The 19,777-nt window shown below is 61.1% G+C and carries 18 protein-coding genes and 1 pseudogene; 6 read left to right on the top strand and 13 right to left on the bottom strand.

Annotated features, from left to right (window positions below):
- Positions 1-214: 214 nt before the first annotated feature.
- Complete coding sequence (locus tag HRQ64_RS19390) at positions 215-574, bottom strand: helix-turn-helix domain-containing protein (RefSeq protein ID WP_172125782.1); 360 nt, start codon at positions 572-574, stop codon at positions 215-217.
- A 152-nt stretch (positions 575-726) separates the two neighbouring features.
- Here HRQ64_RS19390 and HRQ64_RS19395 point away from each other — a divergent pair, with 152 nt between their 5' ends.
- Positions 727-1,848 (top strand): alkene reductase, encoded by a 1,122-nt coding sequence (locus tag HRQ64_RS19395; RefSeq protein ID WP_172125784.1) that lies wholly within the window; start codon positions 727-729, stop codon positions 1,846-1,848.
- Positions 1,849-2,004: 156 nt separating this feature from the next.
- On the opposite strand, the gene HRQ64_RS19400 is transcribed toward HRQ64_RS19395, so the two are convergent.
- Positions 2,005-2,898, bottom strand: coding sequence for a LysR family transcriptional regulator (locus HRQ64_RS19400; RefSeq protein ID WP_172125786.1), 894 nt, complete (start codon positions 2,896-2,898; stop codon positions 2,005-2,007).
- 95 nt (positions 2,899-2,993) lie between these two features.
- On the opposite strand from HRQ64_RS19400, the gene HRQ64_RS19405 reads away from it, so the two are divergent.
- A complete protein-coding gene (locus HRQ64_RS19405; protein ID WP_172125788.1) occupies positions 2,994-3,782 on the top strand; it encodes an SDR family oxidoreductase in 789 nt (262 codons plus the stop codon).
- A gap of 131 nt (positions 3,783-3,913) precedes the next feature.
- Here HRQ64_RS19405 and HRQ64_RS19410 read toward each other — a convergent pair whose 3' ends face one another.
- The 4 genes from HRQ64_RS19410 to HRQ64_RS19425 form a co-directional block, all read right to left on the bottom strand.
- Positions 3,914-4,642 carry an ATP-binding cassette domain-containing protein gene (locus tag HRQ64_RS19410; RefSeq protein WP_172125790.1) on the bottom strand — a complete coding sequence of 243 codons (729 nt, stop codon included), beginning with the start codon at positions 4,640-4,642 and terminating at the stop codon, positions 3,914-3,916.
- The gene (locus HRQ64_RS19415) at positions 4,639-5,589 is read right to left on the bottom strand and encodes an ABC transporter permease (protein WP_349236754.1); all 951 of its coding nucleotides are present in this window, start codon (positions 5,587-5,589) and stop codon (positions 4,639-4,641) included. The genes HRQ64_RS19410 and HRQ64_RS19415 overlap by 4 nt, the downstream gene beginning before the upstream one ends.
- A 124-nt stretch (positions 5,590-5,713) precedes the next feature.
- A complete protein-coding gene (locus HRQ64_RS19420) occupies positions 5,714-6,673 on the bottom strand; it encodes a substrate-binding domain-containing protein (RefSeq protein ID WP_172125792.1) in 960 nt (319 codons plus the stop codon).
- 104 nt (positions 6,674-6,777) lie between these two features.
- Complete coding sequence (locus HRQ64_RS19425) at positions 6,778-8,229, bottom strand: aldehyde dehydrogenase family protein (RefSeq protein WP_172125844.1); 1,452 nt, start codon at positions 8,227-8,229, stop codon at positions 6,778-6,780.
- 225 nt (positions 8,230-8,454) lie between these two features.
- Here HRQ64_RS19425 and HRQ64_RS19430 point away from each other — a divergent pair, with 225 nt between their 5' ends.
- Positions 8,455-9,120, top strand: coding sequence for a GntR family transcriptional regulator (locus HRQ64_RS19430; protein WP_248307255.1), 666 nt, complete (start codon positions 8,455-8,457; stop codon positions 9,118-9,120).
- A gap of 55 nt (positions 9,121-9,175) precedes the next feature.
- Here HRQ64_RS19430 and HRQ64_RS19435 read toward each other — a convergent pair whose 3' ends face one another.
- The 6 genes from HRQ64_RS19435 to HRQ64_RS19460 form a co-directional block, all read right to left on the bottom strand.
- Positions 9,176-10,906: a peptidase M14 gene (locus HRQ64_RS19435; RefSeq protein WP_172125794.1), complete on the bottom strand. Its 1,731-nt coding sequence runs from the start codon at positions 10,904-10,906 to the stop codon at positions 9,176-9,178.
- Positions 10,903-11,751 (bottom strand): ABC transporter permease, encoded by an 849-nt coding sequence (locus HRQ64_RS19440; RefSeq protein ID WP_349236755.1) that lies wholly within the window; start codon positions 11,749-11,751, stop codon positions 10,903-10,905. The genes HRQ64_RS19435 and HRQ64_RS19440 overlap by 4 nt, the downstream gene beginning before the upstream one ends.
- Positions 11,752-11,764: 13 nt before the next feature.
- Complete coding sequence (locus tag HRQ64_RS19445) at positions 11,765-12,688, bottom strand: ABC transporter permease (RefSeq protein ID WP_172125798.1); 924 nt, start codon at positions 12,686-12,688, stop codon at positions 11,765-11,767.
- 69 nt (positions 12,689-12,757) lie between these two features.
- A complete protein-coding gene (locus HRQ64_RS19450) occupies positions 12,758-14,293 on the bottom strand; it encodes an ABC transporter substrate-binding protein (RefSeq protein WP_172125800.1) in 1,536 nt (511 codons plus the stop codon).
- A 29-nt stretch (positions 14,294-14,322) separates the two neighbouring features.
- Positions 14,323-16,173 carry an ABC transporter ATP-binding protein gene (locus tag HRQ64_RS19455; protein ID WP_248307254.1) on the bottom strand — a complete coding sequence of 617 codons (1,851 nt, stop codon included), beginning with the start codon at positions 16,171-16,173 and terminating at the stop codon, positions 14,323-14,325.
- The gene (locus HRQ64_RS19460; RefSeq protein ID WP_349236756.1) at positions 16,170-16,658 is read right to left on the bottom strand and encodes a winged helix DNA-binding protein; all 489 of its coding nucleotides are present in this window, start codon (positions 16,656-16,658) and stop codon (positions 16,170-16,172) included. Before HRQ64_RS19460 ends, HRQ64_RS19455 begins: the two co-directional genes overlap by 4 nt.
- A 460-nt stretch (positions 16,659-17,118) precedes the next feature.
- On the opposite strand from HRQ64_RS19460, the gene HRQ64_RS19465 reads away from it, so the two are divergent.
- The 3 genes and pseudogenes from HRQ64_RS19465 (at position 17,119) to HRQ64_RS19475 (ending at position 18,874) form a co-directional block, all read left to right on the top strand.
- Positions 17,119-17,748, top strand: a complete 630-nt coding sequence (locus HRQ64_RS19465; protein WP_206524648.1) for a nuclear transport factor 2 family protein — start codon at positions 17,119-17,121, stop codon at positions 17,746-17,748.
- 210 nt (positions 17,749-17,958) lie between these two features.
- Positions 17,959-18,455: pseudogene (locus HRQ64_RS19470) on the top strand (DMT family transporter).
- The gene (locus HRQ64_RS19475; protein WP_127754412.1) at positions 18,452-18,874 is read left to right on the top strand and encodes a DMT family transporter; all 423 of its coding nucleotides are present in this window, start codon (positions 18,452-18,454) and stop codon (positions 18,872-18,874) included. The pseudogene HRQ64_RS19470 and the gene HRQ64_RS19475 overlap by 4 nt, the downstream one beginning before the upstream one ends.
- A 27-nt stretch (positions 18,875-18,901) precedes the next feature.
- On the opposite strand, the gene HRQ64_RS19480 is transcribed toward HRQ64_RS19475, so the two are convergent.
- Positions 18,902-19,597 carry a L,D-transpeptidase gene (locus tag HRQ64_RS19480; RefSeq protein WP_172125804.1) on the bottom strand — a complete coding sequence of 232 codons (696 nt, stop codon included), beginning with the start codon at positions 19,595-19,597 and terminating at the stop codon, positions 18,902-18,904.
- Positions 19,598-19,777: the final 180 nt, after the last annotated feature.

The raw sequence follows: 19,777 nt of genomic DNA on the forward strand, positions 1-19,777 counted from the left end.
CCACGGCATTTGATGCAACTATGCAGCTAAGGCTTGTGCCGCGATCGCGTTCCATCACAAGCCAGAACGCCACCAAACTCGTGCGAAGGGAAACACTTGAACACCGGCAGCGACGACCCTTCGCCGAAGTGGCCGGTCGGCAGCCGACCTCCATTCGGCCATCGGTCTTGCGCTGGATAGGGGGTAGGGCGGTCATCGCCAGAACACCCACCGACTATGCCGCGTCTGCCGCAAGTGTCCGCTTCTGTACGATAGCTGAGATTTCACCGTCATGCTGTGTTCCCCATTCGCACAGCGGCGCCAGAACACGAGCCAAGCTCTGGCCAAACTCGGTCAGTTCGTATTCGACATGCGGGGGGACCGTCCGGAAATCAATGCGGCGAATAATGCCGTCATTGGTCAGCTCCTTGAGATGCTGGATCAGCATCTTCTCGCTCACATTGGTGACAAGGCCGCGCAACTGTCCTGTGCGCTTCGGGCCACTAACTAGATGGAACAGGATAAGCGGCTTCCACTTGCCGCCCAGAATTTCCAGCACCGCTTCCAGGCCGCATCTGAACTTGGTTTGGGTCATCTCTTCCCCGCCCACCCATACTTACTAAAAGGTCGGTACTTGTCTCTAGGTGCGCACGGTTATAGCTAGGTTGGGCAATGATGTCGACGGGCATCGTCCTCCTCCAGAAGCCCGATCCGCGGTTGGCGCTTCGCCTTGCCCCATGAGCGAACATGACCGAGTCAAACCCTGTCCTTTTGCGCCCAATCCGTTTGGGCGATCTCGAACTCCCCAACCGCATTGTGATGGCGCCAATGACCCGTGCGCGGACCAACAATCCTGAACTGGTCCCCAATGCGCTTCAAGCCCAGTACTACGCCCAGCGCGCTTCGGCGGGCCTCATTCTGACCGAGGGGACCTGGCCCAGCCGCGATGGGGTGGGCTTCATAAATGTACCCGGACTTTACACGCACCAGCAGGCCGAAGGCTGGCGTCGCGTCACCGATGCCGTTCATGAAGCGGGCGGGCGGATTTTCGTCCAGCTCGGTCATACCGGCCCTTCGTCGCACCCTGATATGCTGGACGGCGCACTGCCACTTGCCCCATCGGCGGTGAACCCTGGTGTGCAGACGTTTACCAATGCCGGCTTTCAGGAAACCGTAACGCCCAGAGCCATGGACCTCAGCGATATCGCCCGCACGGTGGACGACTTCGCCAAATCCGCTCGTTTGGCGCAGATTGCCGGTTTCGATGGAGTTGAACTCCATGGCATCAGCACCTTTCTAATCCCGGCCTTCCTCTACGAAACCCTCAATTTCAGAACGGATGACTATGGCGGCTCGGTCGAAAACCGGGCGCGGCTCCCGCTGGAAATTATCGACGCCCTGGCCGATGCCTGGGCTCCTGGTCGGGTTGGCATCAAGCTCAGCCCAGGCTTGACTGGCGTCGGCAAGTTCGTTGCGGGAGCCGAAACCCTGAAGACCTTTGAGCATCTGGTTAGCCAGTTGTCAGAGCGCAATCTGGCCTACTTGCACCTCATGAACCCGATCAGCAATCTGGCAGGCACGCCGGTGGAAGCTCTTGGAGCCGATATTGCCAAGCATTTCCGGCCCCTTTACTCCGGCCCGCTGATCGCCAATGGCGGCTATAGCTTCGAAACCGGCAATGCTTTGATCAACAATGGCTTTGCCGATGCCATTGCCTTTGGCGCTCCGTTTATCTCGAACCCGGACCTGGTCGAACGCTTCGCTACCGGGGCAAGCCTGAGCCCGAGTGATCGCGAAGCCTATTATGGCGGCGGAGCCGCTGGATATGTCGATTACCCCAGGGCTGCCGAAGCTGTCATGGCTGTGTGATCGGGCTGTTACACCCCAAGGATTGGCGGGCCTGCTGACCCGCCAATTATTAACCGTGCGGCCCGCCAGATGCGAAAGCCTACTGTTCTGGAGGTTGATCGAAATGCCCTCAAGCTTGCCCGTGCTGGCAGGGGTATTGTCCGCTTTTCCATCCACTCAGGGGCGGTAACGCAGCATATCGACCAGGGCGACCAGTGCGGGGGTCCGTTGCCGCCGCGATGGATAGTAAAGATGATAGCCCGGCGAAGGCGGGCACCAATCCTCGAGACACCGCACGAGCCGCCCGCTGCTGAGATGATCGGCCACTTGATCCTCGAAAACATAAGCCAGCCCGTATCCGGCCAAAGCGGCTGCCTCCAGAGTGTCCCCGTCGTTGACCACCAGGGTGCCGTCCACCGCGACGTCGAGGGGGCGCCCGCCTTGCGAAAAGTGCCACCTGGCGATGTTTCCAGCGCTCGCCATGCGGAAGTTGATGCAGTCGTGGCGGGCGAGATCCCAGGGGTCCTTGGGAACCCGATAGCGGGCGAAATACTCCGGTGTCGCCACGACCGCAGCGCGGGCGTCCGGCCCGATCGGCACTGCCACCATGTCCTGTTCAATCTGGTGGCCAAACCGGATTCCGGCATCAAAACCGCCGGCGACGATATCGGCAAAGGCGTCGTCGGCGAATATCTCCACCTTCACCCGGGGATAAGCCATCCGGAACGCCTCGAGGGCTGGCAGGACCAGGGACTTGGCGGGAAAGCGGATGGTGGTCAGGCGGATGGTGCCAGTTGGCGTATCGCTTAACCCCGCGAGCGCCTCGATCTCTGCTTCAAGCCCGGCGAGTGCCGGTCTAAGCGTGTCGAGCAAGCGCTGTCCCGCCTCGGTGGCCCGAACGCTGCGCGTTGTGCGCGCCAAAAGCCTGAAGCCAAGGCGTTGCTCAAGCTTGCTGATCGTTTGACTGAGCGTCGCTTGCGACAAGCCAAGGCGCTTGGCGCCCCGCGTAAAGCTCTGCTCTTCGGCGACAGCCTGGAAGGCAAGGAGGTCGCTCAAGTCCTGGCGTCTCATCTATCGGCCCAGCCAATGAACCCTATCAGATCTATCAGCCTAATGCAGAAGCCAATTCGGGTCTATCTCCTCGGCATCAACCTTGGAGATCAATCATGTCCCTTTCCAGCACTGCTCTTGTTACCGGAGCGTCCTCCGGCATCGGAGCTGCCTATGCGCGCCGATTAGCAGCCCGTGGGCACGACCTCATCCTTGTCGCGCGCCGCGCCGAACGGCTCGAGCAGTTGGCCGCCGAACTCATCAGCAGCTACGGCATCAGCGCACGACCACTGGTTGCCGACCTCGCCACGGATGACGGCATCACACGGGTGGCCGAAGTTCTGGCGTCCGATACGTCTATAGACATGCTGGTCAACAATGCAGGCCTGACCCACATCGGGGGCACGGCCGAGCTGTCGTCCGAGGGGATCAGCACCATGTTGTCGCTGAACGTGTCCGCGCTGACGCGTCTCACCCACGCCGCTCTGCCGGGATTCATGGCACGAAACCGAGGCACCATCATCAATATCAGCTCGGTCCTGGCATTCCAGGCTTTGCCCCTCTCCTCCATCTATGCCGGAACCAAGGCTTTCGTCTTGCTGTTCACGAGCGGACTGCAGCAGGAGCTCAAGGACACAGCCATCCAGGTGCAGGCAGTGCTGCCCGCTGGTGTCGCCACCGAGATTTACGATGGCTCGATCATGCCGCTCGACCAAATCCCGGCAGAACTGATCATGAGCGCAGATACGATGGTCGACGCGGCTCTGGCCGGTCTGGATAGCGGCGAAGATGTCACCTTGCCGTCAGTGGCGGACATCGAGCTCTGGCACCAATACGCCGCAACCTCCGAAGCACTGTTCGCCGCCAGTCAAACCGGCTCCCCCGCGCCTCGTTACCGCGTTTAACAAGACCGCGGTCATCTGTCGTTCAGAACCCGTTCATCTTGCAGGCAGAATTGCGGCAAAGTGGTTCGGCACCGAGGGGGGCAGGGGGTGGTCCCGGTCTTTTTCGATGAAACCGGCAGGCAGCGGAATACTCATGTCAGCACCACATGCTGCGTCAGTTCCTCGATGGTGGTGTCGGCCTTGGCCACGTCACAAACCTTGGTGCCGTGGCTCATGATCACGAAGCGGTCACAGACCTGATAGGCGTGGTAGAGGTTGTGGGTCACGAGCACGCTCGAGACCCCTTCTGCCTTGAGCTTAAGCACCTGATGCAGGAGGGCTTCTGTTTCACGCACGGAAAGCGCCGAGGTGGGCTCATCGAGGAGAAGGACGCGTCGTTTGAAGAACACGGCGCGAGCAATTGCGACCGCCTGTTTCTGGCCGCCCGAGAGATCGCCCACCAGCTTGTCGGGACTGTCGATACCCGAAATATGCACTGCGCTTTCAAGCACCTGCATGGTAATCTCGCGCATGCGTTTGAGGTCAAGAAAACCGAAGCGGTCGGTGAGTTCTCGCCCCAGAAAGATGTTGCGTGAGATGGACAGGCAATCCACAAGAGCGGTGTTCTGGTAAATGGTTTCAATGCCCGCTTCGGCGGAGTCGCGCCGGCAGGTAAACTCGTGCCGCTGCCCCTCCACCGAGATATAGCCCGAACTCGGCTGGTGGATGCCCGAGATCATGTTGACCGTGGTCGACTTGCCAGCCCCGTTATCGCCAAGCAGGCCCACAACCTCACTATGCCCGACTTCAAAGCTGAGATCGGTCAGCGCCTTGAGGGGTCCAAAGGACTTGTTGATATTGTGCAGGGCCAACAGGCTCATATGGAAGCTCCCCGGCGATCGAGCCCATGGTTGAAGATCGAGGCCACCACGATCAGCGTGGCGATGAACATGTCGAGATAAAAGCCAGGCGCGCGCATAAGCAGCAGCACGTCGGTAATGGTGAAGATCAGCATCACCCCGAGGAACACGCCCAGGATTGAGCCGCGCCCGCCGCGTAGGGAGAGCCCACCGATGACGCAAGCGGCGATCGCCTGCAGCTCCAGCCCGGCTCCCTGTCCCGGTTGCACGCTACCAACGCGGGTGGTCGCGAGGATACCGGCAAAAGCGGCCATGAAGCCGGCAAGGGCGAAGGCCATCAGCTTGACCCGGGCGGTGTTGACGCCGATCGCTGTTGCTGCCGAGCGATTGCCGCCTGTCGCGAACACATGATTGCCAAAACGGTGCCGGTGCAGCATGGCCCAGAACACCAGGCAGAGCCCGACAAACCAGATAAATGCGGCGTTGATGCCGAGTACTGTGCCGCCAAACATGGCCTGGAACACCGGATTGGGATCAAAGCGCACCTGCACGGCGCCGTTGATCAGCAGCACCGCGCCCCGCCAGAACAACAACCCCCCCAGGGTGACGATAAAGGATGGCAGATTGAAGCGCAGCGTCAGCGCTCCATTGCCCAACCCGATCGCAGCACCGACAAGCAGGCCGACAGGGGCGGCAAGAAAGGCGTCCACGCCTTGGCCCACCAGCACCGCCATGACCACGGCAGTTAACGTGTAGACCGAACCGATGGACAGATCGAACTCCCCGGCGATCATCAGCACGCCGGCGCCAAGCGCCAGGCAACCCAGTACGGGGACCGAGCGCATCATGATGCCCATGTTCTGCGGCGACAGGTAGCGGAAGGTGTCAGGGAACAAGAGCCCGGCGATGATGCAGGCGAGTTGCACGACAACAAACACCAGCAGGATCGCACCTGCAGGCATCGACAGCAAATCGTGCAGCCACGTCGCTGCCGTCCGCTTCGGCGCAAGGGCGCGAGCAGGGGAAAGTTCGGTCACGGTGATATCCAGTTCTGAAGGCAAGCCCCGGCCCTGTGGGCCGGGGCAGATCCCGTTAGCGATAGGTACCGATCAGTGGCTTGACGGCGCCAATGCGGCCTTGGTCCAGGAACGCGCCCTGTCCGGTGTCGACATCTGTCGGGGTCAAACCGTAGCGCTTGGCCATGGCGATCTGGGCGATGGGGTAGTAGCCCTGGAGATAGGGTTGCTGGTCCATGGTGGCGAACATCGCGCCCGTTTCCACCGCGTCTGCAATTTCGATCGCTAGATCAAAGCCGCCAAACGGCACGTCCACCCCAGCGTCGCGAATGGCGCCAGCCCCAACAGTGGAGGTGACCGAACCAGTGCCGAACACGGCCTTGATGTTTGGATTGGCGATCAGCGCCTGTGCCATGATGTTCTGAGCTTCTGCGGGGTCCAGGCCGGCACGCACTGTTTCAACAGTGATACCGTGTTCCCCCATAGCCTTTTCAATGCCGCCGCCGCGCGCCACGGCGAAGCTTGCCTCGGGAATTTCGCGTGGGTTGAAGACCGTGTCCCCTTCCTTGAGACCAAATTCCTCGATCATCCGGTTGCCCAGTTCGTAGCCGGAGGCGAACTCATCCATGCCAACATAGGCCTGCCGGCAATTGCCATCGCGGCCTTCCAGGTCGTCATTATTAAAGCCGATCACCACGATGCCGGCTTCGACTGCCGCGCAAATGCTGTCGTCGAATGCATCCGAACTGGAGATGGACACGGCGATCCCATCCACGCCCGTGGCCGCGGCCGTTTCGATCAGATCATTCTGGCGCACTGGGTCGTTGTTGGCATATTGCACGTCCAGATCAACATTGAACGCGGCGGCAGCGTCTTGCGCGCCTTTGACCACGGGATTGAAGAACTGCACGCTCGGATCGAGATAGATGATCATGGTCGCCTTAACCGGCTCCTGATCCTGCGCCATCGCTCCTCCTAGGCTGGCGAACAGGGCGCAGCCTCCCAGCAAGGCGCACTTAAACTTAGTCAGTTTCATGGATTAGTCCTCCCTTTGAATTGCCCCGGGTCCTCCTCAGGTCCGGGTCGAACGGCGTGTTCCGATCCGGAGCCCGCCGCCAGTTTTCGGTCGTGCAGCGCTCCTCAGTGCTCGAACCACGGTTGCCCGCGTCCAAGGGTCATATGCAGACCCTTGAACTGGGAATATTCGTCAAAGCCATAGCGGCCGAGTTCCCGGCCAGTGCCGCTCTTTTTGTAGCCACCGATCGGCAGTTCGGGTGTTCCGTCGATAACGGAGTTGATCCAGCAGCGGCCCGCCCGCAGCTTGCGCGTGGTCTGAATCGCGGTTTCAAGGTCGCGCGACCAGACGCTGGCCGACAGCCCAAAAGGGGTCCCATTAGCAAGGGCAACGGCTTCTTCGGGCGCGTCAAAACCTATGGTTGCCAGAACGGGTCCAAAGATCTCCTCTTGGGCAATGCGCATGTCCGGGCGCACCCGGTCGAACACGGTCGGGGCAAAGAAATTGCCCGACTTGGCATCGACCATGTCGCCGCCGAGCAGCAATTCGGCTCCTTCCGCCACCCCTGCCGCCACATAGCTTGAGACCTTCTCGGTATGCTGCTGGGAAACCATGGCGCCAAATCGTGTGGTTGCGCCAAGGGGATCGCCAAAGGGCAGGCGCCGCGAAATGTCGAGTAGGCGCTCCAGCAGCGCCGGGCGAATGGCATTGGCAACGATAAGGCGGCTGCCGGAAATGCAGCATTGGCCGGCATTGTGGTAGACGCCATAGGCGATCCCGTCGGCCGCAGCCTCAAGGTCCGCGTCGGCAAAGACGATCTGCGGCCCCTTGCCACCCAGTTCCAGGCCCACTCGCTTGACACTGCCCGCAGCAATGCTCGCCAACTCGGTGCCGACCCGAACCGATCCGGTAAAGGCCAGAACGTCCACTCGCGGATCTTCCGCCAGGACCTGTCCAACTTCGGGGCCGTATCCGGTTATGACGTTGAACACACCGGGGGGCAGCCCAGCTTGGAGGGCAATCTCGGCCAAACGAATTGTGGTGCCAGAGGTGAATTCGCTGGGCTTCACGACAACGGTGCAGCCCGCACCCAGCGCCCACGGAACGCGCTCGGACACGATGATGAATGGAAAATTCCACGGGGTAATAATGCCAACCACCCCAGCAGGTTCGCGCAGCACGAGTCCCAGTCGGTTTTCGCCGATTGAATTGTGGGTGTCCCCCTCAAGGCCGCGGCATTGACCAGCCGCATAGGTCCACAAATCAGCGCAGTATCCGATCTCCCCACGCGCCTGGCTCAGCGGCTTGCCCGTTTCGAGGCATTCGATCAGCGCCAACTCGTCTAGATCAGCCAAGATCCCTGCGGCCACGCGGTGCAAGATGGTTGAGCGCTCCGCTCCGCTCATGCGCGGCCAGGGACCATCGTCGAAAGCCCGACGGGCAGCGCTGATAGCCAAAGCAGCGTCTGCTGGGCCACCCGCGGGCCACACGCCTACAACTTTGCCCCGGTGGCCTGGGCTGTCCCGCTCAAAAACCCTGCCCGACTGAGCATCGCAAGGCACGCCATCGATCACCATACGATAGCTACGTTTACTCGCCAATCGCGGATCACTAAGGTTTGGCGATACAAAATTGGGCTGAAAGCGGGACTGGATGTTCATCGCCATTGCGGGTCAAACCCGCCTCTCCTCAGATGTGCCGGACGTTCATTGCGCCCTGTATGGAATTGTATGGTACCGTATGGCGGCTGCATGTGAGCTGTCAATCGGGATGAGACTTGTACGATGACCTTGGATATCCAGATGGCCGAGAGCGGCGAGAGCGCTGCCGTGACCATCGAGAAAGACCTTCGCCGCGCCATCATCGAGTTGGAGCTGCTGCCTGGCTCCCGCCTCTCCGAGCAGGAGATCGCCACCCGCTTGGGCGTGTCACGACAGCCTGTCCGCGAGGCGCTGATCCGGTTGGCTAATTCGCGGCTGATCGAGATAAGGCCCCATCGAGGCACCGTGGTTGCTCGCATCTCAGCTCAGGAAATGACCGAAGCCCTGTTCGTGCGGCAGTCCTTGGAAGTTGCTGTCGTGGCGCGAGCGGCGCAGTCCTTCGACCCTTGGCAACGCAAGCGCATCGCCAATCTGCTGGTGAAGCAGGAGGAGGCATCCAGCCGGCTCGATCACGCCGCCTTTCGCGAGCATGATGAGGCGTTCCATATTGCCGTGGCCACTGGGGCTGGCGTCGGCATGGCTTGGAGAGCCATCGCGGACATGAAAACGCATATGGATCGGGTCTGCAATTTAACCTTGCAGCGGGAAGCCGACATGCAACGCCGGGTGCGCGAGCATCAGGCGATCATGGAGGCCATCGACGCCCATGATGTGCAGCGGGCCCAGACGGCCATGGCCGAGCACTTGGGGAGCATACTGGACGATCTACCCGATCTGGAAAATCAGCACTCCAGCATGTTTATGTAAGCCTCTGCCCCTCAGCGAGGCGAAGGTTTACTTCGGCTGCGATTGGAGGCGACCGTTATTGCCGCCGGTCGTTTGCGATCTCCTGCCAAACATCATAGGCGGCTAGAACGGTCTGGGTCTGGGCTTCATGGCCCAGCTGGAAAGCATCTCCGTAGATGGTTTCATCGGGGTATTCCGTGATGAGCGTCACCGGCACTTTCAGGTCAGGGAATTCAGTGATGTTCACCGGAAAGCCGGAGTAAATGTCGAAGGTTAGTGCACCAGCATGGGCCCGATAAAGCTCGATCTGCCTCGCGTTAAGTTCGGCGAGGCCAGGAACCCCATTGAGTCGTCGGGCTACCTCGCGCGCTAGACGTTCGGATTGGGCGCGATAGCCGGGCTGGTGCCGCAGGACCAGAAAGAAGCCTTTTGGCACGGTCCACAGGGCAAAATTGCGTGGCACATATCCGGTCAGCGGCCGCGTCCACTCGTGAGCGGGATAGCCATGAAGGTTGACATGCAGGGCAGGGCCGCACAGCGCCAGCATCTGCTCGCGGACGTCCCGTTCATAAAGCGGGCCGGCCTGCCGGTATTCAAGGTCGTCGCCGAGCGCCGTGTAGCGGGCGGCGTGATGCATGTGGCGCGGCTCGACCTCGTAAAGTTCACGGGCGAGGGCATAACCATCGGGGTTCTCGAGCGGCACGACGCTGAAGTGGGCATTCTTGCGACGCGCGAGGCGTTGGGCCGCCCGCAAGGCGCCGACCACGCCGGTTGGCTCATTGGGATGTTGGCCGCCGGAAACAAGAACAGGGGCATCTGACCCGAGGTGATAGCGCCCCGATACAGTGCGCCCGCAGTAGGAGGTGCCGGTAAAAACCTCGCCGCCGACCGCTTCAAGTCCCTCATTCACATCATCAAAGGCAATCGGAGCCGTCGCGGTTTCCAAGGACTGGCGGGGTGCCGAGGGCAAAGCGTGGCTATGATGGCGCAAGGAGATATCGAGGCGCGCAGGCCCAAGCCCATAGCTGACCACCGGGACAATGCGGCCGGGCTGCAGGCCCCGGTCCCCAGACGGCCGACCAGACTTGCTATGAAAAATCTCGAGACCTGAGAAGTAAAGATCCTCATGCAGTGCTTCGGTTAGGCTGATCACCTCCTCGCCGAGGGGCAGGGGCCGGTCGGCAATCGGCAATGTCACGGCAATGCGTAGCTCGTCAAAGAATGGCTCGGTAGGGCCCCACGCATGCTCAACAATTGCTTTGATCGCTGTTGCAAACAGCGCCTCAAAGTCGGTGTCAATCCGCTCGTCCGCTACCGTTACACCCGCGCGCTCCACCCGCACCCAACCTGTGGGAGAAAGCACCTGCGCTCCCGTGTGATCCACATGGACACGGTTTGGCGCTTGTACCTCCAGGCTTGCCGAACTGCCATCCTCGTGCAGGAGAACGACGTCATAGTGAAGGTCGGCGTCAGCTCGGGGGGTGAAGCGGACCGGCACGGCCAAAAGACCGGCGAGCGGGTAAGCTTCGAGCAGGAATCGCCCAGGCTCCCCTTGAGGGTGAACAGGATAGGTTATTTCCACCGCGGTGACACCAGCCAGGTCGATCTCTTCCAGAAAGGCGTGGACCAGTGGCTTGTAGGCAGAGCGAAACCGCGCCCGAACACCGTTTGCCGCGAGCTTGAATTCCGCCGCGCGGCGCGAGGCTTCGTCGGCAAAGAGCCAAGCTTCGATGTCAGTGGCATCGGCGAAGCGGGCGGTGATCTCCTCAATGGTGGACGGGAAGGTCTGGCAAAGTGGGAAGCTCATCGGCTGGTTCTTCCAGTAGGATCGAGACGGTCGCGCAGCCAGTCACCCAGGAGGTTGAGGCCGAGCACGGTCAGGAAGATGGCAAGGCCGGGAAAGACGCTAACCCACCATGCGGTCTGCAGGTAAGTGCGGCCATCGGCCAGCATGCCGCCCCAAGAGGGCGTGGATGGATCAACGCCGAGCCCGAGAAAGGTGAGGCTTGATTCCAGTAGGATGTTGTTGGCGATGTTGAGCGTCATCAGGACGACGACGGGCCCCAGCAGATTGGGCAGCAGGTGATGACGGATCAGGTTGAACCCCGACACGCCAAAGGAGCGAGCCGACAGCACGAACTCACGCTCGCGCAGCGTCAGCACCTGGCCGCGCACGATGCGTGCATATTGCACCCATTGGGAGACGATCATGAGGATGATGATGTTGGTCAGCCCACCGCCAATGATGGCCATGAAGGTGATGGCGAGCAGAATAAAGGGCAGCGCCAGCTGGATATCGGCAAAGCGCATGACGAGGATATCCCAGATGCCGCGGTAATAGCCGGCAACAAGGCCCATGACGACCCCGATGACAACCGCGCCGGCAACCGAAACCACGCCCACAAGGAGCGATATGCGGCCCCCCCATACCACGCGGGCCAGAACGTCACGACCAAGAGGGTCGGTGCCAAAGAGATGGGCCGCGTTGGTGAAGGGCGGCGTGAGACGCGCCATCAGGTTCACGCCCGTCCCACCATCGGGAAACAGCAGGGGAGCGAAGATGACCGCTAGCGCAATGCTGCCGACAATTACGAGACCCACCAGGAGTTCGACCGAGCGAAAGGCGGAAAGCGGATGCGGCTTGAGTGCAATTTCGCTCACGGTTCTACTCCGTCCGAATGCGCGGATCGACCAGGCCATAAGCGATGTCGACCAGAAGGTTGACCAGTACGATCATCAGCGAAAGCACCACTATGACGCCTTGCAGTACCGGGTAGTCGCGCGCAGAAACCGCATCAAAGGCCAGCGTGCCCATGCCCGGCCAGTTGAACACGCGCTCCACCACGACGATGCCGCCCAGAAGGCCGCCGAATTGCAGGCCCAGATAGGTGATCAGGGGAATAGCGCTGTTTCGCAGTGCATGCTTGTAGAGCACGGCGCGTTCGGAGAGCCCTTTTGCCCGAGCGACCAGCACATATTGCTGCTGCAAGATCTCCAGCATGGAGGTGCGCACCAGGCGGACATTGGTTGCCGTCAGGATGATTGCCATGGTGAGCGCTGGCATGATGAAGCTCTGCCAACCTTCGAGGCCGCTTGGCGGCAGCCATTGGAAGGTGATGGACAACAGCAGCACCAGCATGATGGCAAGCCAGAAATTGGGAAAGGACAGCCCAACCAGCGACAACACGCGAATGAGCTGGTCGGGCCATTTGCCACGATGGGTTGCTGAAGCCACCCCCAGCGGGATCGAGACCAGGATTGAAACGACGAGGGAGGTGAGTGCCAGGGACAAGGTTGCGGGCAACGCCCGGCCAATGAGTTGACTGACGGGTGTACCGCCCATGAAAGAGCGGCCGAGATCGCCGGTGAAAATGCCGCCCAAGAAATCGAAATACTGCACCAGGAAGGGCCGATCGATGCCCAGGCCCACCCGAATGCGCTGCAGATCGGCTTCAGTGATACTGCCGGCCCCTTGGCTCAGCATCAGGGCAGGGTCGCCGGTGAGCCGAATGGCAAAGGCGACAATCAGCGTGACGGCGAAGACGACGAAGGCTGCCTGCAACAACCGCTTGATAAGGAAACCTGCCATCGCTTCACCCCGGAAGTGCATGAGCCGCCCCGCTTCGATAGCGGAGCGGCGAGTTTAAAAGGTCTCGAACTATTCGACGGTGACGTCGGTCAGGCGCAAGCGGCTATCGGGCGGGGCAACAAAATTGCCGACCCGGTCACTGACCGCGTAGATCTGGTTGACGTTGTAGAGCGGCATTTCCAGCGCTTGGTCGGCGACATATTTTGCGATCTGCTTCAGTACAGTCTCGCGTTCGGCGACATTGGTCATGCTGCGCTGGGATTCCAGTAGTGCGTCCAACTCGGGATCGTTGCCATACGGGTTCCACTTCTCGCCTTCGTGGTACATCAGATAGGCGGTGTTGTCGTAGTCGAACGTCCATGCGCCCCAGGACTGCTGCCACATCGCGCCAGTGCGACCGGCGGGAATGATGTCGTTGAGCAAGACATTGGTTTCATAGGGCTGGATGGTTGCCGTAATGCCGACTGCGGACAGATAGGCAGCCACGGCCTGCGCCACTTCATTGAAGGTGGCGTCGTTGCCGCGCACGTCGATCTGGACGGTGGCACCCGGTTCGACTCCCGCCTCGGCCAGCAGCGCCTTGGCGCCTTCCGGGTCAAACGGGATGGGCTCCAGATCGGGGTCGTTACCAAAGGTCTGAGCCGACTGGAACGACGAGATCGGGGTCGCCTGGCCCGCGAGGATCGCTTCGATGATGGTGTCGCGATCGACAGCCATCACGAGAGCACGGCGAACGCGCTCGTCGGCCGTGATGCCTTCATCGGTCTTGAAGCGCAGGGAATATACCGTGGGGCCGGGGACCGAAACGACCTTGAGGTTGGGGGCCTGTTCAATGGTGGGGATGGAGCCGACCGGAACGGAAGGCGGGATCACCATGTCGATGCGGCCGGACTGCAGTTCGGCTACAGCCGTGGAGGGCTCGGTGATGAAGCGGAACACTACGCTTTGCAGCTTGGGTGCTTCGCCCCAGAATTCGGGGAAAGCTTCCAAAGTCACCTGGTTGCGCGCCTCGTAGGAGGCCATGCGGAACGGCCCGGTGCCGACCGGCTGGGTGTTGAAGACCTCATCGCCTTTTTCGGCGATATAGTCGGGCGGCACGATCATCGCGCCATAACCGGTCAGCTTGGTGAGCAGGACCGGGTCGGGCTGCGACAGATGCAAAACCACCGTCTTCGGGTCGACCACTTCGACGCTTTCGATGGAGTTGTAGTTGGACTGCTGCGGGCCCACGGCGCCTTCTTCGCCCAGGAGGCGATCAAAGGTGAACTTGACAGCATCGGCGTCGAACGCCTCGCCATTGTGGAATTTCACGCCTTCGCGCAGCTTGAACGTGTAGGTGAGCCCGTCCTCGCTGATCTCCCATTCGGTCGCGAGCGCCGGCACAATCTCAAGCTCGGGCGTGCGTGCCACGAGGCCATCGAAAACATTGTTGGCGACGGCGGACCAGTTAACGAGGAAAGTGTCGATCGGATCCCAGCTGCCGGGATCCTGAGGGGTGGCGATGTTGAGGGTGCCCGCTCCTTGCCCTAAGGCAGTGCCGGTCACGCTGAGCGCCAGGACGCTCGACAAGAGCGCTCCCGTAAGGGCTTTGTGCCAAAGTTTCATGTTTTCTCTCCTGTTGAATCTGGGGCCGATCAGTCTTCAATCGCAACCAGGTGCCCGGGCGCGACTTCGCGGTAGCTCAGCACTGTTGGTTCCTGTCCGACGGGTCGCACGGGACTGGGAATCTCCCCTTCCATCAGGGTCCGTCCCCGATCCTTGCCCGGTTCGGCGCGCGGCACAGCGGCGAGAAGGCGGCGTGTGTAGGAGTGCATGGCATTCTCGAACACTTGCCGGCGGGAGCCGATTTCCACCACCTGGCCGAGGTAAAGCACCGCGACCCGATGTGCCATGCGCTCGACCACGGCCATGTCATGGCTAATGAACAGGTAGGCTAGGGAACGCTCTTCCTGCAGCGCCATCATCAGCTCGATAACCTGGGCCTGTACGGAGACGTCGAGAGCTGAAAGCGCCTCATCGGCAATGATCAGCTTAGGATCGCAGCTGAGTGCCCGAGCGATAGAAATACGCTGACGCTGGCCGCCCGAGAATTGGTGCGGATAGCGGCTGGCGACGCTCGGGTCGAGGTCGACCTTGACCAGAAGCTCGGCGACACGCGCCTGCAACGCTTTCTCGTCCTTGATCAGGCCATGGGTCCGGATCGGCTCGGCGATGGAGAAGCCAACGCTCTTGCGCGGATCGAGCGAAGCGAAGGGATCCTGAAAGATATACTGGATTTCCCGCTTTAGGCGCATGGCATCGGCGCCGGTCAGGTCGGCCACGGAACGGCCCTGATAAAAGATCTGTCCCGATGTGGCGGGCTGCAGGCCCTGCAGGGTGCGACCAATGGTGGATTTGCCCGAGCCGGATTCTCCCACCAGCGCAAGAGTCTCGCCCGGCCGGAGGTTGAGGCTGACATGTTCCACGGCGTGGACCCGATGCGTGACGCGGCCCAACAGCGTTTTGCCAACGTCGAATCGCACGGTGAGATCGCGGATTTCGGCGATGGCAGCGGCGGACAGTTCGGCTGTTTGGTGATCGCGATCCTCGCCGATCGTTCGGGGGATTTCACCATCCATTACCGTCAAAGCTAGGCGCCGCGGCAAGTCGCGGCCCGTCATCGCCCCTAAGCGCGGAACAGCGGCAAGAAGCGTTTTGGTATAGGGGTGCTGGGGATTGGCGAAGATTTCGGTTACAGCACCTTCTTCGACCTTCCGGCCCCGCCACATCACCACGACCCGGTCGGCGATCTCAGCGACCACGCCCATGTCGTGGGTGATGAAAACAACGGCCATGCCAAGTTCGCGCTGCAGATCGGCGAGAATGGCCAGAATTTGCGCCTGGATGGTCACGTCGAGCGCCGTGGTGGGCTCGTCGGCGATCAGCACCTTGGGTTGGCAGGCCAAGGCGATGGCGATCATGACGCGTTGCCGCATGCCCCCTGACAGCTGGTGGGGATAGCGGTCCAGCATGCTTTCGGCGTCGGCCAGGCGCACCAGCGACAGCAGGCGCACGGCTTCCGTGCGGGCCGCGCTCCGGCTGAGGCCGCGATGGAGCGTCAACACTTCGCTGATCTGATTGCCCACGGTATAAACGGGGTTCAGCGACGTCATTGGCTCCTGGAAGATCATCGCGATGTCATTGCCGCGAATGCGCCGCATATCGGCGTCGCTGGCCTGGGCGAGGTTCTGGGGGCCATTGCCGGCATCAAAGCGGATCTCGCCGCTCATGATGCGTCCATTGCCGTACTCGACCAAACGCATCACCGAAAGCGAGGTGACCGACTTGCCGGAGCCCGATTCCCCGACAATGGCGAGCGTTTCTCCAGGACTTACGCTGAAGGATAGATCATTGACGACGCGGTTGGCGCCAAAGTCGACCGAAAGGCCACTGACTTCCAGAATAGGGGAGCCGGTATTCGCCAGCATGGCGTCGTTTGTATTCATATCGTTGCGGCTGCCCGTGCTGCCTGGTCATAGGATCCCGATAAATGCCGCAGCACGCTGGCCATATGCGACAGCTCTTCCTGGGAAGGACCAGCAGAGGTGGCGCGCACCAAAAGCTCCTCCCGAATACGCGCATAGCGACCGCACAGCTCGATCCCGTTTTGAGAAATTCGCACTGTCTTTTCCTTGCCGGCCCGGCCGCCATGAACCAGGCCTGCGGCTTCGAGCTTGCGGATGGCATAGCTGGCGACATGCGTGTCGTTGATATCGAGCACGAGGCAAATATCGGCCAGTGTTTTCGGACGGTCGCCATGGCGGATGGAATGAAGGATCAGGATCTCCATAGCCGACAAACCCGGCTGACCTGCTGCGGTCATGCAGCGCACCATCCACCGCGAAAAGGCATGAAAGACCTGCGTCACCCCGAACTCCAGTTCCGAAAGCCCCGGCGATGAGCCCTCAGCCAGATGCTGGGAGGAAACAATTGGGCCAAAGGCTCTGTCGCCCTGTGCTGTCCGGGGCGGATGCGGTGTCGTCCGTGTGGACTTCGGTGAACCCGTCAAACTCGCGGTCCTTGCATGTCTGCTTGCCGGACCTGCAACATCTTATCTACGTCGTGTCAACAAAGTTGCATCTCTTTTCCGCACAAACGGCCCGTCCCCTGATTGCACTCAGCTATGTTGAGCTCATGCATGGTCAGGCTATAGTTGGGGGAGATCGAGCTCCACACAGCCCGTCCGGCTCTCGGCCTCGGGCTGCCATTCTTGATGCCGGCTTTGGGGCTAACGGCCAGGCAGTTGTGTAGCGGATCGCCCAACCCGTCCCTGTAAGCGACGTCTCGCTGGACTAGGAAGGCCTCGCAGGCCCTGGTCATCTTGCCGGAGGAATGTGCCACAGCCATAGTAAGCGGGCGAACAGATGTTTGCTCAATGGGACAACACTATAATGCGTAATTTGAAGTGCCTCGCCGTTTCTTGTCTTGCCCTTCTCGCAAGCTTGCCTGCTGCCAGTCTTGTCGCCGCCGAAGTTCGTCCGGGCGTGGAGTTTGCCGGTACGATCGAGTCCGAAGGATCGGCCCGCGCTCAGATGCAAGCGCTGATGCTTGACCTCGCTAGTTCGTGGGCCACCTGCGATACAGATCTGATGCGGGCGACCTTGGCGGAGGACGTGGACTTTTCCTATCCTACAAGCCGCGTCCTTGGCATTGATGCGGCGGTCGCCGATCTCGAACTGTTTTGCGGCCAAGCCGAGGATACGAGCTTCTTCCTGCCGGCCGACGCTTTCTACATTGATGCCGAAGCCAATCGGGTCGCCATGGAAATTCAGTTCCGCACCATCCAGCGCGGTAGCCGCCAGGTGGTCAACGATGTCTGGATCGCCACGGTTGTCGACGGTAAGGTCGCCGTGCTCAAGGAATATCTCGATGGGCGGGTCAAAAACCTGCAGGCGCAGGGCGTGCTTGAATACGAAGAATCGCCGGAGTTCCTGACCCCATGGCCGACTCGCACCGAGCAGTGGAAGGATTGCTTCCCCGTCCTCAAGGTCGAGCCCACCAATATGTGCCCGGCTCAATAGTTTTGAGCGCGCAGCTTGCCTTGCTGCGCGCCCAACCTGAATGCTTCGGTCTTGCCGCAGATCTTGTGCTCTGCGACGCAACGCAACATCATGACGTGGGCGTTCTATTGCTTCTTGTCCGCACGGATAGGGCGCCCGGTGGATTGCACTTCTACCGGCGCCTCACAACCATTAGAGCTGTTTGATCCCAACCCGAGTCGGTTCCTTGTCATGTCGTCATCTGGTGCGCAGCGCCTCAACCCGCTGCACCTGATCGCAGCCTTTGCAACCGGGGGTTTGCTGTCGCTCGCCGTGTTCATCAATGGCGAAGCGGGGCGTTATGGCGGGCCCATGTTTTCGTCCTGGCTTGCCCATGGCGTCGGCATGGTTGTTTCCGTAGCGGTGTTGGCGATCGTTTGGCGCCAACAACGCGCTTCAAGCCAAGCTGCGCAGGAAAAAGCGGGCAAGCACCCCTTTGGGCTTATCTCGGGGGCATCTTGGGCGCAGCGACCGTGATGCTGACCTCCACCGACGTCAATTCGCCGCTCGCCCTGGCGGGCACGCTGGCGCTGGGCCTGGTCGGTCAGGTGGTGCTTAGCCTAGCCGCCGACTTCTGGGGCTTGCTCGGCCTGCCGCGGCGACGCCTTGAGTGGCGCGATGCCGCTGCCGTGCTCCTGATCGGGGGCGGCAGCATGGTCATCATCCTGTTCGGACTGGGTGGCGCATGATTACGTCCAGCGTCTTCGCTTTCGTCGCGGGTCTGCTCGTGATCCTAAGCCGCCAGGTCAATGGACGGTTGTCCCTGTCCAGCACGCCGCTGATATCCTCCTTCTGGAATCACGGCGTCGGCTTTGTTTTCCTCAGTGCCATTGCCCTAGTGATCGGCGGGCTCATTCCCAGCAACCTTGCCGCTATTCCGTGGTGGGTTTTCACGGGTGGGGCGCTCGGGGTGGTGTTTGTCGCCTCCGGCTCCTGGCTCTTGCCACGTATCGGTGCCGTTAATTCGACGCTCCTCGTGATCGCCGGGCAGATGGTATGCGGCGTCATTTTCGACATGCTGCGCGGCGCACCGGTGACGCTGTGGGCGGCAAGCCTTGGCGTGGTGATGATCCTGGCGGGCATGGCGCTGACGCAAAGGCGGCGCTGATCGCTCCAGCCGCCTGCCGCGTCAGCTTCAGGCCTTGAGGACCACGACCTTGGTCTTGACCGGGGTCCGCTCATAAAGATGGACCATGTCCTGCGTCAGCAGGCCGATACAGCCGCTGGAAATGCCCTTGCCGATGGTTTCAGGCATGATCGTGCTGTAGATGGTGTAAAGCGTGTAGGTGCCGTTCTGATAAAGATAAAGCGTGCGCGCGCCTAGAGGATTGCCGAGGCCCGGGGGCATGCCGCCGGCATATTTGGCGACCTCGGGCTGGCGCGCGATCATTTCCCGGGGCGGCGTCCAGACCGGCCATTCGGCTTTGCGCCCGATATAGGCGTCCCCGCTCCACAAAAAGCCTTGGCGGCCGACATTGGCGCCATAACGCGTGGCATTGCCCTCGCCTTCGATGCGGTAGACGTAGTAATTGCGCGGATCGATGATGATCGTGCCAGGGGCTTCCGCCGTGTCGTAGCGCACGATGCGGCGCAGATATTTCGGGTTGATCTTGCCGACATTGACCGCCGGAACGGGGAAGCGTTCCTGGGGAAGGGGGCCATAGGCGAGCTTGGCTTCAGCCAGGCTCATATCGGTGCCCGAGCTGGCGCAGCCGGCAAGCCCCAGAGCGCCAAGACCGGCCGCAGCGCCCACCAGGAACCGGCGGCGGCTGAGCGAACATACCCCCGCTGCGGTGGTCATTTCACCGGCACCGGAAAATCCATCGTCCATGATGTTCCAACCTCCCCATGCCGGCCGCGGTGGTGTGTCCAACTGCATCCACCGGTCCGGCCGAGGCAGCTTGTTCTCATCGATGGCAGTTGGCAAGCATGGTCTTGCTCCTGCGGCCGAGCAGTTCACGATCCTTCGATGGTCCGGGCCCAAGTACTGGAAGGTAAGTAGCCCTGTTTC

It is taken from the genome of Devosia sp. 919, from assembly GCF_013185965.1.
Taxonomy (GTDB): Bacteria; Pseudomonadota; Alphaproteobacteria; order Rhizobiales; family Devosiaceae; genus Devosia.

Excerpts from the sequence above, each read along its gene's own strand:
- HRQ64_RS19390 (WP_172125782.1), bottom strand. The coding sequence starts at position 574 with ATGACCCAAACCAAGTTCAGATGCGGCCTGGAAGCGGTGCTGGAAATT.
- HRQ64_RS19395 (WP_172125784.1), top strand. The coding sequence starts at position 727 with ATGACCGAGTCAAACCCTGTCCTTTTGCGCCCAATCCGTTTGGGCGAT.
- HRQ64_RS19400 (WP_172125786.1), bottom strand. The coding sequence starts at position 2,898 with ATGAGACGCCAGGACTTGAGCGACCTCCTTGCCTTCCAGGCTGTCGCC.
- HRQ64_RS19405 (WP_172125788.1), top strand. The coding sequence starts at position 2,994 with ATGTCCCTTTCCAGCACTGCTCTTGTTACCGGAGCGTCCTCCGGCATC.
- HRQ64_RS19410 (WP_172125790.1), bottom strand. The coding sequence starts at position 4,642 with ATGAGCCTGTTGGCCCTGCACAATATCAACAAGTCCTTTGGACCCCTC.
- HRQ64_RS19420 (WP_172125792.1), bottom strand. The coding sequence starts at position 6,673 with ATGAAACTGACTAAGTTTAAGTGCGCCTTGCTGGGAGGCTGCGCCCTG.
- HRQ64_RS19425 (WP_172125844.1), bottom strand. The coding sequence starts at position 8,229 with ATGGTGATCGATGGCGTGCCTTGCGATGCTCAGTCGGGCAGGGTTTTT.
- HRQ64_RS19430 (WP_248307255.1), top strand. The coding sequence starts at position 8,455 with ATGGCCGAGAGCGGCGAGAGCGCTGCCGTGACCATCGAGAAAGACCTT.
- HRQ64_RS19435 (WP_172125794.1), bottom strand. The coding sequence starts at position 10,906 with ATGAGCTTCCCACTTTGCCAGACCTTCCCGTCCACCATTGAGGAGATC.
- HRQ64_RS19445 (WP_172125798.1), bottom strand. The coding sequence starts at position 12,688 with ATGGCAGGTTTCCTTATCAAGCGGTTGTTGCAGGCAGCCTTCGTCGTC.
- HRQ64_RS19450 (WP_172125800.1), bottom strand. The coding sequence starts at position 14,293 with ATGAAACTTTGGCACAAAGCCCTTACGGGAGCGCTCTTGTCGAGCGTC.
- HRQ64_RS19455 (WP_248307254.1), bottom strand. The coding sequence starts at position 16,173 with ATGAATACAAACGACGCCATGCTGGCGAATACCGGCTCCCCTATTCTG.
- HRQ64_RS19465 (WP_206524648.1), top strand. The coding sequence starts at position 17,119 with ATGCGTAATTTGAAGTGCCTCGCCGTTTCTTGTCTTGCCCTTCTCGCA.
- HRQ64_RS19475 (WP_127754412.1), top strand. The coding sequence starts at position 18,452 with ATGATTACGTCCAGCGTCTTCGCTTTCGTCGCGGGTCTGCTCGTGATC.
- HRQ64_RS19480 (WP_172125804.1), bottom strand. The coding sequence starts at position 19,597 with ATGGACGATGGATTTTCCGGTGCCGGTGAAATGACCACCGCAGCGGGG.